The 13,743-nt window shown below is 30.7% G+C and carries 14 protein-coding genes and 1 pseudogene; 7 read left to right on the forward strand and 8 right to left on the reverse strand.

Translation table 11 applies throughout. The features are described from left to right. A partial coding sequence (locus CVD18_RS13735; RefSeq protein ID WP_146052742.1) for an integrase core domain-containing protein occupies nt 1-256 on the forward strand: 256 nt, incomplete at its 5' end. A 163-nt stretch (nt 257-419) separates the two neighbouring features. On the opposite strand, the gene CVD18_RS13740 is transcribed toward CVD18_RS13735, so the two are convergent. From CVD18_RS13740 to CVD18_RS13770, 8 genes and pseudogenes are all read right to left on the reverse strand, one after another. Beyond that, on the reverse strand, nt 420-665 hold the full coding sequence (locus CVD18_RS13740; protein WP_103866017.1) for a hypothetical protein: 246 nt from the start codon (nt 663-665) through the stop codon (nt 420-422). A gap of 81 nt (nt 666-746) precedes the next feature. After that, nucleotides 747-1,653: pseudogene (locus CVD18_RS13745) on the reverse strand (Abi family protein). Between the two features lie 196 nt (nt 1,654-1,849). Then, nucleotides 1,850-2,149 (reverse strand): hypothetical protein, encoded by a 300-nt coding sequence (locus CVD18_RS13750; RefSeq protein ID WP_103866018.1) that lies wholly within the window; start codon nt 2,147-2,149, stop codon nt 1,850-1,852. A 165-nt stretch (nt 2,150-2,314) separates the two neighbouring features. After that, nucleotides 2,315-2,884, reverse strand: coding sequence for an RNA polymerase sigma factor (locus CVD18_RS13755; RefSeq protein ID WP_103866019.1), 570 nt, complete (start codon nt 2,882-2,884; stop codon nt 2,315-2,317). A 243-nt stretch (nt 2,885-3,127) separates the two neighbouring features. After that, the gene (locus CVD18_RS13760) at nt 3,128-3,796 is read right to left on the reverse strand and encodes a response regulator (RefSeq protein ID WP_103866020.1); all 669 of its coding nucleotides are present in this window, start codon (nt 3,794-3,796) and stop codon (nt 3,128-3,130) included. Nucleotides 3,797-3,808: 12 nt separating this feature from the next. Continuing rightward, the gene (locus CVD18_RS13765; RefSeq protein WP_103866021.1) at nt 3,809-5,785 is read right to left on the reverse strand and encodes an ATP-binding protein; all 1,977 of its coding nucleotides are present in this window, start codon (nt 5,783-5,785) and stop codon (nt 3,809-3,811) included. Nucleotides 5,786-5,817: 32 nt separating this feature from the next. Beyond that, nucleotides 5,818-5,976, reverse strand: a complete 159-nt coding sequence (locus CVD18_RS22620; protein WP_158250460.1) for a hypothetical protein — start codon at nt 5,974-5,976, stop codon at nt 5,818-5,820. A 551-nt stretch (nt 5,977-6,527) separates the two neighbouring features. Next, complete coding sequence (locus CVD18_RS13770; RefSeq protein WP_103866022.1) at nt 6,528-6,764, reverse strand: hypothetical protein; 237 nt, start codon at nt 6,762-6,764, stop codon at nt 6,528-6,530. A gap of 1,375 nt (nt 6,765-8,139) precedes the next feature. Between CVD18_RS13770 and CVD18_RS13775 the strand changes: the two genes are divergently transcribed. The 6 genes from CVD18_RS13775 (at nt 8,140) to CVD18_RS13805 (ending at nt 13,684) form a co-directional block, all read left to right on the forward strand. Further along, a complete protein-coding gene (locus CVD18_RS13775) occupies nt 8,140-8,517 on the forward strand; it encodes a Crp/Fnr family transcriptional regulator (protein ID WP_103866023.1) in 378 nt (125 codons plus the stop codon). Nucleotides 8,518-8,539: 22 nt separating this feature from the next. Beyond that, nucleotides 8,540-8,725, forward strand: a complete 186-nt coding sequence (locus CVD18_RS13780) for a helix-turn-helix domain-containing protein (protein ID WP_158250461.1) — start codon at nt 8,540-8,542, stop codon at nt 8,723-8,725. A 495-nt stretch (nt 8,726-9,220) separates the two neighbouring features. After that, the gene (locus CVD18_RS13790; RefSeq protein ID WP_103866045.1) at nt 9,221-9,664 is read left to right on the forward strand and encodes a DoxX family protein; all 444 of its coding nucleotides are present in this window, start codon (nt 9,221-9,223) and stop codon (nt 9,662-9,664) included. 343 nt (nt 9,665-10,007) lie between these two features. Then, complete coding sequence (locus tag CVD18_RS13795; RefSeq protein WP_103866026.1) at nt 10,008-11,354, forward strand: cytochrome P450; 1,347 nt, start codon at nt 10,008-10,010, stop codon at nt 11,352-11,354. A 30-nt stretch (nt 11,355-11,384) separates the two neighbouring features. Beyond that, nucleotides 11,385-12,026, forward strand: a complete 642-nt coding sequence (locus CVD18_RS13800; RefSeq protein WP_103866027.1) for an FMN-dependent NADH-azoreductase — start codon at nt 11,385-11,387, stop codon at nt 12,024-12,026. A 5-nt stretch (nt 12,027-12,031) separates the two neighbouring features. Beyond that, nucleotides 12,032-13,684: an FAD-dependent oxidoreductase gene (locus CVD18_RS13805; protein ID WP_103866028.1), complete on the forward strand. Its 1,653-nt coding sequence runs from the start codon at nt 12,032-12,034 to the stop codon at nt 13,682-13,684. Nucleotides 13,685-13,743: the final 59 nt, after the last annotated feature.

Genomic DNA, 13,743 nt, shown 5'->3' on the forward strand with positions numbered 1-13,743 from the left:
AGGGGTAAGTCAAGAGTTTACTCATGTTGCTACACCAGAGGAAAATGCACATGTAGAAGCTTATCATGGAATACTTAAAAAAGAAGTCTTTCAACGATTTGAGTATAGAACATTTGGAGAGATTCAACAAATACTAAAAAGATATGTGGTTTTCTATAACAACGTAAGGCATCATGGACTATTGGGAAGAATAACTCCTATGGAAAAATGGAACAAAGACAAACACTTAATTTTAATGAAAAATAGAGTAGCATAATTAATAATCCAAATTTAAAAGATTACTCTTGTTTTATAGGGGTCAAAACACCGAAGTATAAGACACATTGGGATTGTCCATTTTTATTTCATTGAGAATAGCACTCTTTAGATCGTCAATATCAAAAGCCCTTGTAATTTTAACTATTACTTCTTTCATCGGTTTAATTACGGAATAAATTTCTTCGATCGTTAACCATTAATTCTATTGTTCTAGAAGCTTCTTTTGAAAAACCTCTAATCATTCCATCAATTAATAATACACTAGGATTCCATTCATTAAGGAATTCAAAAGCATTTTCGTGTTCTAGAAATGGCACATTTTCATTATTAAATCTATTGGATATAAACATTTCAACGTGTTTTTGTTGACTAATGTTTAAGTCATTGAAATTTTGTTTAGAATCCATCTTATTTAGATTTTAAGGTTCTTAACTCATTTTAATTTGCTCAACTTGTTTTTATAATTGATTAGAGCATGAAGTATTAATTTAACTCCATAAAGGCTCATTCTGCCATTTAGGTTTCATTCCAAGAGCATCCGGATCAACATTAGGGTATTTTTTAAACAAAGTATCTAATTTTGAAGTAAAGGTATTGCCAGACTGTACTGTATTTAGTAAATATTTCATTAAACACAGGTGTACATATAGTTTATTAAATTGTCTTGGTACATTTTCTATTTCAAGTATCCAGGGATTAGGAGGTTTTGGTAACAATTTTGGAGCTCCAGGTAAATTTCTGTTCCAAAGCCTTGAATGATGTGCACAATAATTTCGTATTTGCGCTATAGATTGTAACCAACTAGGTAGAAAGGTATGATTTACTGCTCCATATTCTTGTGCAATCTTATCCTTAGCTTTTACAGTGTTTTTTAGATTCCCATATAGTTTAGATAAGGCACCGAAACTGGTTTGTTCTAGAGATTTCCATGCAGGAGGAAAGCGTAGGTCATCTTTATGCTTTTTTCTATGATTTTTAATAGTTGGGTCTTTGGAGCGCGATAATTCTTCCTCAAGATTAGAAAGTGTTTTCACAAGTGCCATACTATCGGTAAATAAATCAAAGTTTTGAAACCACCAAGGGTCTACTTCATGAGATAGATAATAAATTAGTTTGGTTCTTAGGCTTATTTCTATTTTTTCGATAACATCAAAAAGAAGAATTCGTAATTCTCTATCAAAAACTATAAAGCGCAATAACGTCTGGAAAACGGCTGTTTTCTTTAAAAAGGTGTTGCTCCTTGTTATATTGCATAGAATGCCAATATTCGCCTAATCTATAATAACTTATATGAGAAAGGTAATGTTCAGCATTGTCTTCGGGAGTAATATTTAGACCTCTATCTTTAAGTTTTTGTATTTGTTCTTGTATGGTGGTTGGTTCTTTTTTAAACATATTAGTGGTAAAATAAGTATGTAATTTTAAAACAGAAAGGTCTATAAAGCAAAAGACACACCCTGGGACGCTGTTCTAATGGGTAGCGTGGTGTGTACTGTTACTGCAAAGATATACTTTTTGTGTCTTTCTCTATGTTTTTTTAACATTTTTATTTATCTATTAATGTAAATCTAACAGATTATCTGCGCTTTTTCTAGATTTCTTCTTCACGCAATAAATCTCTAGCGTAATCTACCGGCATACAGCAAATATTACCAAAAGAATCCTCCCCATTAGCTTGTAATTCGTATACATTAATGAAATTATGATAGGCTTTAATCGTTATTAGACTATTCTTTGCTTCTAACAATGTTCTGTACGAAGATGTTCGATATTCTTCGGCAAAGATATTATTTACATATTCTTTAAACACATGATCTGATACAGAAACTTCTTTGTCAAGATTTGACCAAAATTCTTTACTCTCCTTCTTAGAGTTCCTTTTGTCAAACAAATTTCTTAATTCACCTTTTTTATGTGCACTATAATCATGTTGATTTGTTGGAGGGTTGACACTTAATGAATCTCCATTTTCATCTGGTTGACATAACCAGAAACCTTTTTTCAGTTTACAGCCTCTAAAAAAAAGAAATAAACCTTATATTATTCAATCCATATATTACAATATACTTTTTAACTCCTTATATATAGGGTCTTGTTCGATCATTTTTAGGAGTTGTCTTTTTGCTTCGAATTTCTTTTTTCTAGCATATCCTTCTGAATACCCTGTGATTTTTGAAATTTCTTTCATTGATCTTCCTTCAAAAAAAAGAGATAATAGTTTTTTGTTGCCAGAACTTAGTTTTTGAAAGTATTTTCTATAGAGATGTTCTCGTTCTTGATTTTCAATATCGTTTATTAAAGAGTCATCGGTACCTTTTTCAAAACGATATTGTTCATTATCATAAGTTATTTTTTTCTTTTTTTTCAATCGATTTCTCCATAAATTTTTACAAATACCATAAAAATAGGTTTTTACAGGAACTTTTAATTCCAAAAGACCCGATCCTAGTTTTTGATATAATACAACCAAGGCATCCTGAAAAACATCTTCAACATCTTCAGGGTTTCCACAATTGTTAAGAATATATCCTTGTATGTATCGTATGTTTTCTTTGTAGAAACTAGTTAATACTTTTTCGTCCCCTTCAATGATTCCAGTTATGATTACTTGATCTTTATTTATCATCGTAGTTAAGTCGTTTGTATCTTTTTCAGATTTGGGGTAAACTCGTCATCTGCTATCACTCACTAGCTGTTACGGTACAAACATAAAACGTCTGCGGGAGATGGCCTTACAGATATCTGTAATTGGACCTCTTTTTTTAGGAAAAATCAGGAATTTAACACTAATAGGATTAATTTTTCAAAGAAATGACATATAAATGACACAAAATTAGGGGATGAAAATAAATGCTTTATTTTATTGATACTATAATAATCCTAAATCTTTTACAACTGCCACCAAATGAGTTGTGTTTTTGGCTTTGAAAACATCAAAAAGGTTACTTACTCTTTTATCAATAGAGCTTTCACTATTTGGAGATATGTTTTGCTTTTTAAGTTTGATTCTGATTTCTTTTTTTGTGAATCCATTTGCTAATTCTTCCAGAAGTATTATATCTAAATCATCTAGGTGAATTATGTTGTTTGTAGCAGCATTATCGGTTAGTTCTGGGGGGAGCATGATATTACCTTGATAGACGCCGTTTACACATGCTATTAACTCTGTTACTGCTTGTTGGCCTTTGCAAACATATCCATTGATATTGAATCTATCAAAGAGCATATTGATTTTATCAAGTCTATCTTCTTGAGAATACACAATCACTTTGATGTCAGGTTGTAAAGCTCTGATGTCTTTAATCAGATCGATACCCGATATTATTGTTTGAATAGTATCATCTTGCTTAAAAGAAAGGTCTGTGATTAATAACTCTATTGGTTTTTGAGAAGTATGTGCTTTTAGAAATTTCTTATACGCATCATCACAATATTTTGCTTCCTCTATATCATAGATTCCAACCTGTTCATTTAGTATTTTTATAATGCCTTGGTTGGCAATCTCATAGTCTTCTGCTACCAATACTCTAGTAAACATTTTACTGACTTTTTAATTAGGGATTTGCATTTCGGCTTTAAAACCTTTGCCTTTTTCTGAGTCAAAGGTAAGTGTTCCTTGTATAGCCTGAATACGTTTTTCTGTGTTCCTTAGTCCATTTTTGGATTTTGTATGTTTTTCTATGATGCCAATGCCATTATCAGAATATTTGATTGTCAGGTTTTTTTTAGTATTAGAAAACATCAGTTTAACCACAGAAGCTTGACTGTGTTTTTGCATATTGGTCATCAATTCTTGTAATACTCTGTATACTGTTATCTTAATAGTTTTATCTATTTGACCCCAATCTATTTTGTCAAAACCTATAACAAATAATTGAATACCATTTTGAGCATAGTTTTGTAGCATATTATTCAATTCTTCTGGGTAGGTTTCTTCTGTTTCGAATTCATTGTTCTCACGAGATATATCGCGTGCCCTGATATAAGTGCTATTTAGTTTGTCTTTAATTTGAGCATCATGAGGATCATTTTGATACTGCATCATGACTTGAAAAATATCGTTTCCTAATTCGTCATGTAATTTTTTTGCAATACGAGTTTCTGTCTCATAACTGGCCTGAAACTGTCCTATTTTATTTTGATGATTCAGGTAACGCATTTGTTGTCTAAAAAAATAGACCACAAACCCAATACCTGTAATTAATAGTAAGATGCTGAGTAGATATATGGTATTTTGGTTATGTACCTCAGAGATTTTTCTGTTTTTTTCTTCATTATCTTTTAATAAACTTTCATTCTCAAATCGGGTAGGAGCATAGATTTCTCGAGTTTTTTTACGGAATTGCATAAGCTTAAGACTAGCATCTTTAAACCGTTGATGATCTTCTAGAGATTCAGGGCTCAATTCGGTAATTAGATTTAAAGTTTCAAGAATAGATTCTGGATTGTTTTTGATTATGGCATTTTGATACGCTTCCTTAGCATGATAAAGAGATTTTGTTAAGTTTTTAGTACGATAGTATTTTGATAGATGTACATTACTAGATATTAAGCTAGCTATTGAACCTTTCTTTTTTCTGATTTCTAGTGCTTTTAATAATAAAGATTCACTTTCTGAATTCTTTGGGTTTTGAAGAAATTTAATATGTCCCAGATTACTTAAAATTAGTGCAAATCGTGTTCTTTTTTGAATCACGTTTTTATCTTTTAACAAGGATTGTAAAATATTAATACTTTCCTGATAATTTTTTTGCTTTGCTAAAATGTTTGCACGAGTAATTTTAATACTGGGTAGGTGATGAACTCCTATTTTTTTAAGAATTAATGAATCCTTGGTTAAATTAAGGACTTTATTGTTCCAAACTAAAGCTTTCTTATGATTGCCTAACTGATAAAAACAGATGGATATATTGTGATATAACCCTGCAATAGTTTTATGCTTAATTGAGTTTCCTTTATATTTTAAACCATCTGTTGCCGTAGTTTTACTAGCATTATAATCTCCTAACGTACTTTGAATATCAGACATACTCATTAGAGATTCACTGGCATTGGTACTGTCGTTAAGATTTCGATAGATCTTAAAAGCTTGATTATAATATCCAAATGCTTTTAGGTAATTACCGATTTTTTTGTTATAATATCCTAATCGATAAAATGCTTTTCCTGTATAAACACTATCCTTATTTTGTTGAGCAAGTTGTAGTAATACATAAGATTGATCAATTGCTTTTTCTGGGCCACTATATTTATTAAGGAGTTTTGCGTATAAAGCGAGGCCTTTATGATGTAAAGAATCAATGTCTAATCGTTGTGTTTCTTTTAGAAAAACATCAATAGCTTTTAGCCTTTTCTCTTTTGGATTAGAATTATGGAGAGCAGTATGATAGTAGGTATTTAAAGAATCAATTTTCTTGATGAGTTGAGAAGAAGTTGAGTCTTTTGTACTATTAAAGCTACAGGAATCAAAAAGGAAACTTATTGCTATACATAAAAAGAAGAGGGATGCAACTATATTATGTTTCATCCCTCAAAAGTACTAAATTAAATTAATTTTGGTTAATTTTCGTCTTCACCTATTTTTTCATTATCCCCATCAGTACCTAATACTTCGGTATGTAGGGTTTCGTTTTCTGTAACGCTATCATCTGGTGAACAGGAGGTAAGGTTTATGCATAGTAATATAGTAAGAACGAGTAAGTATCTTAGAGTTTTCATGGTGTTAAATTTTTTGTATTCCAAAGTTTAGGGTACGCCCATAGGTGTCAACCCCAGATCGGTATGTTGTTACATACCCATTGCCTATGGGAACTCATCAATTGATTTTCGGGAAAGTGTCCTAACTACAGTCGCGATACCCTACTTTCCCTTTTTTGGGTAGTAGCGAGCTGTAATTTGGATTTTTTGATGCATCAGTTTTCTGATCTATTTCATTAGATATCTAGCCATACCAAATGCATGATTTGGCAGGAATGTATCTAGACTGTTGTGGTATAGCGCTGTTCTGTTTTAAGAAGAAATTTTCTTAAAAATAGGGTAGCGAACTATATCATACTAGCCGATAAATAAAATTATACTGATTGATCATCGTATATGTTTATGTATGTAATCTTATTTATAAGAGATCGTTAAACAGTACTATTAGTTTGTTCTTCTTTTAGGTTTTAGACAGCATTTGCTGTTAACCCAAAGTTGGATTACTATTTGTTACTGTTTTGTTGTGTAGCTAGAGAGCTACACCTAATCACTTATGATTACTTTTATAAAGCTTACGATATAGATGCTTTATCAGAAGCGAAACTGAATTTGATTGTTGCTTCATTTTGCTTTTTATATAAACGAAATACTGTTTCCGTTTTTTTGAAGCAAATGATATCAGTTATCATTCCTGGAAGAAGGTTAACAATCGAAGTGTGTAAACCCATTCCAAGGATACTTCTGAAAGCATCAGACGACAGGGATATTCTTGTTTCCTGTTCCTTGTTATTAGATAGATTAGACTTCATTGTTTTTCTTTTTGTAGTTAGTTGTTTATTGTTGTACAAAGATACAGATATTCTTTGGATTGAGCAAATATTTTTTTATTTTAAATCATTGATTTTCAGTTGTTTACATTGAGAATTAAGCAGAGAAAACCCTGTCCGTTTTTCAACAGATATTGGGTGTTTTAGCAATAGACTCTCTATCTGATGCTTACTTTCCAATTATTATTTTTTGTATGTTAATCAACCTTTATTCATTCATTTACTATTTTTTACTGTTTTCTTTTATGTTTTTTATTAATTATCAAAATCTCTATGTCTTATTCTGTCTTTTAATTCAATTTTTTGACTGGATTGGTCCTTTTTATTTCCTGTCATTTTGTTTTTTTTAAAAGCTCAATAAAAAAAGCGCCCAGTAGTTTGGACGCTTTAAATTCTATAGTTGTTTTTATTTTAGATCATTTCAAAAAATGATTAAGATAATTATATAGTAGCATCCTATTTCGCATAGATATTGTATTCACCCATCGAGTATCGCACTCACTGTGGTGTAATTTTGGTGTGGTATATGTTGTGATTTCTTTCATTTTGCTATACAAATATTAATGATTTTAGTTTTGTTTTCCAAATTGTAGAATTTTAAGAAGCTATATTTTTTTATTTTAGAAAGAGGTTATTAATAATGGATTTACTTTTTTTTGCTGATAATTAAGGTGTTGGCAAGGTGTTTGGTTATTTTTTTTTGATAAATTAAAATGATTTTTTAAGTTATATAAAGATAATTTCAGTTTTTGATAAATTACTGTTGCACTTCTGTTTTAGAGTTGTTACCTTTACTATAGCATGTTTTTATTTTTCAGAATGATTTTACTTATATAATATCTTGGAGAAAAGAGAGAAAAACAATTTTCTATAAAAGAGTTAAATATAATTACTCTTATGTCGTTATAAGAGAAATATAAAACCAAAAATTGATTGTGATTTGTCTATTTAGTAGTCGAATTATAAAAAAATGAAAAACCAAACTCAAACTTCATAGACGAAAGTCTACAACACGAATAAATAGAAAAGGGAATTGCTTGGATAATAAAAGAGCAATCATTTTTTAACACTAAAACACAATTTATTTGCTGTCACAATTTTCAAGTAAAACAAAAACTATATTTCAGCGTATAGCATATTATTATATGTAGAGAGAGATACCCTTTTGTTTATGGGAGACTTTTATCTGCGTTAAAATATGATAAGAAATTTAAAAAAATATATTATCCAAATTTTTATTGCACATCTAGTTTGAATAAGAAATTAGGTAGGGTATAGCTACAGTAATTATTGATGGCTTATCCAAGAGAAAAATAAATGAAGAATTAAGTCGATTTGACACTAATTAATTAAGGATATGTTTGATGTAATTTTAAAAAATATAGGAAAGCATATAACTCTTTCTAAAGAAGAAGAAGATTATTTTACTTCAAAATTGGTTTATGAGGTTTATAAGAAAAGAGATGTTGTTTTGGAGCCTGGTAAGGTAGCTTTGTATACTTATTTTGTTACTGATGGGTGTTTGAAACTGTATGAATATGATAACAATGGTTTTGAAAATATAATAACTTTTGTTCCTAAGGATTGGTGGAACTCTGATTTATATAGTTTTCTAACTCAACAACCAGCAACTCAATATTTACAAGCTATAGAAAAAACTGAGTTACTTAAGTTATCAAAAACAGACCTAGAAGATTTATATGTTAAGATCCCTAAGTTTGAACGTTTTTTTTAGAATTCTTCATCAAAACTCTCATTTGGCTCTTACAAATTTGGTTCGTAATAATAGTTCTCTGACTGCAGAAGAGAAATACGATAAATTTGTAGAAAGATATCAAGGACTTGAGTTGAGGATCACTCAAAAAGATATAGCTGCTTATTTGGGGATTACTCCCGAATTTTTAAGTAGAATAAAAAGAAAGCGAAAAAAAATGGATTCTTAAACTAGTTCATTTTTTTTCGTTTTAAAGCTCCATAGTTTTGGAGTATGAGTAAATTATGTATACCATTTTTTATTATTCTCAAAAGTGTAATAACTAATCAATTAATTCAAATTGAGATAATCTTACGATCAAGTGAATCAAAGATTATGAGGTTTTATTGCGCATTTACTGGTATTATATTGGATATAAGCAACAATGTTCTTGTGTTTTTTCTAGATGATTATCTAGAAAAAGATAAATACTTAAATAGAATAGAACTACAAATATCAGTACTAAAACAAATTAAAAAAAGATTCCTTCACAAACTAAGGCTTTATTGTGTTAGTTCTAGTGAATTTATGTTGAATTTGACCAAAGATAAAGTGATTATGTGATTATAGTTTAAAGTTGATGTTGAGTTTGATTGATTTAGAATTAATTAGACTCAACAAAGACGAATGGATATTTTTATCAAAAAAGTTAGAATTAATTTAATCATTGCAAAAAAATACAGAAATGAATGTATATAGATTTCTATGTTCTTCAGACACTAGTTGGGCTGGTTTTGTTGCCAGAGTATTTGCAGGAATTGTACTGTTTGTTCATGGAGCTCAAAAACTTTTAGGAGTGTTTGGTGGGATGGGAGCATCAGAAACAGTCAAATTCTTTGTTGAGGTAATGAATTTATCTTGGTTATTAGCATGGCTTGTTATCATTATTGAGTTTTTTGGAGCTTTGGCATTGATACTTGGTTTTTTTGCACGTATCTGGGCTATTCTAATAACAGTCCTGTTTTTAGGTATTATTATAACAGTACAAGGAGAACATGGTTTTTTCATGAATTGGATGGGGAATCAAAAGGGAGAAGGGGTTGAATATTCTCTTTTGTTAATAGGATTGTGTGTTGTTGTAATGATTACAGACGGAGGAAAATATAGGGTGCTAAAACTAATTAAATAATAAGGATGTTAAGTGGTTGATTGTTTTCAAGATAATTCCTTGATCAAAAAAAATATACATACCCCTTATTTTTTTTGAATTTATCCGCCAAGTGTATGGTTCTAATAATTACAATATCTTATAATCAATCATAGGCACAGTGAAAGAGAGTGTTGCAACATGAAGTTTATTAATCTAAGTAAAGGCGATAAATAGGTGTTAAATAGTGTGTAGAATACCCAGCACAGTTAATTAGGAAATAAAATTAAAACCTGATGCATTCTTGCCAATATTGGATTTTCTAAGTTCATCAATAGTTTAGTGTATTGTTTATTAAAATTAACCAATTGATAATTACATACAAATGAATAAACCTAAAAAACTACCTCCTGGATTTTCAGAAAGAAATAATAACGATTTACATCTATTTAGTGAAAACCCATTCAAGTTTGTAGAAGATTTAAAATCTCAGTATGGGCATATGTTTACATTAAAATTGAATAACCTAGGTAACGAGAATCCGCTACCTGAAGGTGTTAATGGGCGTTGGGTTTTCCTTACACGGCCAGAACACATCTCGTCTATGTATAAAGCAGAATTTAATACATTAAGTGCCGCTGCTGCCAATCAAATATTTTTTGATACCAAAGAAGAATCTTTAGGATATATAGAAGGAGAGTTACACCGTACTAGGCAATCCAATTTAACTCGTTTGTTAAATGCGACAAAAGATTATGTTCCCGTTATACAGAAAATTGTAAGAGAAACAATTAGTAGCTGGAAAAAGGGAGCTGAGTTTTCGTTATTTCTTACGCTACAAAAATTAACAACTCGAGTTATAAGTACAATTATTTGTGGAAATATGCCTGTAGAAGAACGACAGTATATTTGTTCAGAATTGTTAAAAACAGAAAACTCTAATAGTTCTAGAGAAGATATATTAGCCGCTGATGCCAATATTAGATCGTTTGTAGAAAAAAAACTTGACGGGTATCTACAAGATGCCAGAATTAATAAAAAAGAAGATTTATTGACTGCTTTACTAGAGTTGGCTGATGATGGTGATACTTCTTTGACCAATGAGGTTATTAGAGATGAAGTATTTAGTTTACTCTATACAGGATTTTCTACGACAGCAAACACCTTGTCATGGGTGTTCTTACACATATTTAATGATAAAAAAGTGTATGAGAATCTTATGAAGGAGATTGGTGAAATAGGAGATTTAGATTTATTAACAAAAGATTCTCTAAATGATCTACATTATTGTGATGCAGTTATTAAGGAAACATTGCGACTACATCCTGTAACAGCACTTAATGGAGTAAGGCTTGTAAAAAAACCTATTGAAATAGGAGAGTATTATATTCCAGAGGGAACTATTATAGTAAACTGTACTTATTTATTGCAACGCTCTACAGAGTTTTATGATAGCCCAGAAATATTCTCTACTGAACGTTTTGTAGAGAATAAACCCAAAAGTAATACCTGGACTCCTTTTGGAGGAGGAAATCGTACCTGTGTAGGTAGAGTGTTTTCTCTTAGAGAAATGAAAGTCATAATTATTGAAGTATTATCAAAGTTTAACTTAAAATCTTTAGAAGGGATTCCAAAAGCAGCGTTTCAAGGGTTTTTTATGGCTCCAGAAAACAAAGCTCCTTTTGTTATAGAAAGTACAGTAGAAAAATATCAGTTACAGGATATCAAATAATAGTAACCAGAATTATAATCACACAAAAATATGTCACGTTTATTATATATAGAATCATCACCAAGAAAAAATGATTCATCCTCAATAGCAATTGCAAAAGAATTTATTGAAACACTCTCTAAAGAAGATCCAGACATAGAAATAGATGTACTAGATCTTTGGGATGAGGATTTACCATCATTCAACGGTAATGTCATTGATGCAAAGTATGCATATTTACATGGGCAGAGTCTTTCTAGTCCAGGTATTAATGCTTGGCATAAAATTGAGAAAATTGTAGAGCGTTTTAAAACTGCAGATCATTATTTATTTAGTATCCCAATGTGGAATTTTGGGATTCCCTATGTATTAAAACACTATATAGATATTCTTGTTCAGCCAGGATTAACTTTTCAGTTTTCACCAGAATCTGGATATACAGGGATTGTGAAAGCAAATTCTACAACAGTTATTTATGCTCGTGGGGGCGAATATAGCACTCCAGAAATGCAAGGGCTAGACTTTCAAAAAAAGTACATGGATTTGCTTTTAGGCTTTATAGGGATAACAGATGTCAATACTATTATTTGCGAACCTACATTAGGGGAACCAGATAGTGTAGAAGAAGCTAAACAAAAAGCAGTTAAGCAAGCTAGAGAAATAGTAACAACTTTTTATAATAAAGTTAAATAAACCTTATGAGAGTTATTGTTATTGGAGCAGGTCCTATAGGTTGTTTTACAGCCTTAGAGTTTGCCAAACGCGGTATAGAAGTTACTGTCTATGAAAAATCAGTTGATAAAAGAAAAAAGACAACCCATTCAGGAAGATCTTTTAATCTAACACTATCTCATAGAGGGTTGATTAATTTAGAACCAGAGTTGGTAAGCTCACTTTATAAGAAAGGAATTCCTTTATCTCAAAGAGTAGTGCATCATGCAGATAAAACAATTTCATATCAACCTTATGGTTTAGATGAAAATCAGCATATTTTATCAATACCACGAAAAGTAGTTACTGATTTATTTCAAGATAGAATTGAACAAAAAGGAGTCAAAATTAATTTTGCCCATGAATCAATCAAAGTAAACCCCTTAAAAGGTGAGGTAACAGTTTTGTCTGCTGATGGGATAAAAAACTTAAAAGCTGATCTTATTGTTGGATGTGATGGTTCAAATAGTATTGTACGCAATGAGATATCTAAAATGGGAAGCGGAATAACTAAGCATATAGCGCTAGCCTATCGGCACGCTATATGCTTAGTTATTATTCATTGGTTTTGTGATATTGTAGGATATGATTCAAAGGCTTTTGGATACCTTACTACAAGCGGTTCTTTGTCTAACTTTATGGGTTTATTATGTGCAAAAAATCAAATAGATAACGGTAGTGTAGATAAGTATATAGTATATACTTCATCGCAGAGTCATTTTTGTATAAAAAAGATGGCAAAAATGATGAGTCTAGTAGAGGGGCAAGTAAGAACTGTGAGTGTAGATGATAATTTATCTATGGATGTAGATCATCTTATGGAGTTGATTGTAGCAGATAAAAAACAAGGGCTTATCCCGATGTGTGTTGTTGCAACAGCTGGTACTACCAATACTGGGGTAGTAGACGATATAAAAAAAATTCATAAATATTGTCAGGAACAAAACATTTGGTTGCATGTTGATGCGTGCTTAGGAGGCTTTTTTGCAATCACAGAAAGAGGAAAACAATTATTAAAAGGAATAGAGTTAGCAGATTCTATTGCCGTAGATGCTCATAAATCACTCTTCTTACCTCATGGTACTGCTGGACTATTAATTAAAGATAAACAGAAATTACGAGAGACTTTTGAGATACCTAATTCTAGTTATATGCCTGGATTCTCTAAAGAAGAAGAAATGGTTGATTTTTGTAATTATGGCCCAGAATTATTAAGAGAAACAAGGGGATTGTCTGCTTGGTTGCCAATAAAAATGCATGGAATTGAAGGTTTTAGAAAATGCCTTGATGAAAAACTAGATTTAGCGGTGATTCTCTCTGAAAGCTTAAAAAAGATACCACAATTAGAAGTTGTGGAGTATAACACTTGCCTTCCTATTGTTATTTTTAAAATGAAACACTTTGAAGATGTAAATGAAGATGAATTAAATCGTACTCTTTGTAAAAATATCTGTGCTCAAGGAAATATATATATAACACTAACAGAATTGCCTGCTATTGGTGTCGTTAATAGAATTTGTGTTTTGCATAGTAAAACAGACCGATGTGTAGTAGAGCAATGTATAAGAGATATTGAAATAGCTGTGAATCTTTTATCTACTAAAATAGAAAACAATAGCCGTAGTTGTGCAGTTGTTTGATGATAGTATTAATTAAGTTAGAGGGGACTGGGTTAGTTTTTTAATCCAATGGAAGTAGA

Origin of the sequence: Aquimarina sp. I32.4 (assembly GCF_002924285.1) — a bacterium.
Classification (GTDB): domain Bacteria; phylum Bacteroidota; class Bacteroidia; order Flavobacteriales; family Flavobacteriaceae; genus Aquimarina.

Coding starts and splice junctions, on each gene's coding strand:
- CVD18_RS13790 (WP_103866045.1), top strand. CDS start 9,221: ATGAATGTATATAGATTTCTATGTTCTTCAGACACTAGTTGGGCTGGT.
- CVD18_RS13805 (WP_103866028.1), top strand. CDS start 12,032: ATGAGAGTTATTGTTATTGGAGCAGGTCCTATAGGTTGTTTTACAGCC.
- CVD18_RS13765 (WP_103866021.1), bottom strand. CDS start 5,785: ATGAAACATAATATAGTTGCATCCCTCTTCTTTTTATGTATAGCAATA.
- CVD18_RS13800 (WP_103866027.1), top strand. CDS start 11,385: ATGTCACGTTTATTATATATAGAATCATCACCAAGAAAAAATGATTCA.
- CVD18_RS13740 (WP_103866017.1), bottom strand. CDS start 665: ATGGATTCTAAACAAAATTTCAATGACTTAAACATTAGTCAACAAAAA.
- CVD18_RS13755 (WP_103866019.1), bottom strand. CDS start 2,884: ATGATAAATAAAGATCAAGTAATCATAACTGGAATCATTGAAGGGGAC.
- CVD18_RS13760 (WP_103866020.1), bottom strand. CDS start 3,796: ATGTTTACTAGAGTATTGGTAGCAGAAGACTATGAGATTGCCAACCAA.
- CVD18_RS13795 (WP_103866026.1), top strand. CDS start 10,008: ATGAATAAACCTAAAAAACTACCTCCTGGATTTTCAGAAAGAAATAAT.
- CVD18_RS22620 (WP_158250460.1), bottom strand. CDS start 5,976: ATGAAAACTCTAAGATACTTACTCGTTCTTACTATATTACTATGCATA.
- CVD18_RS13770 (WP_103866022.1), bottom strand. CDS start 6,764: ATGAAGTCTAATCTATCTAATAACAAGGAACAGGAAACAAGAATATCC.
- CVD18_RS13775 (WP_103866023.1), top strand. CDS start 8,140: ATGTTTGATGTAATTTTAAAAAATATAGGAAAGCATATAACTCTTTCT.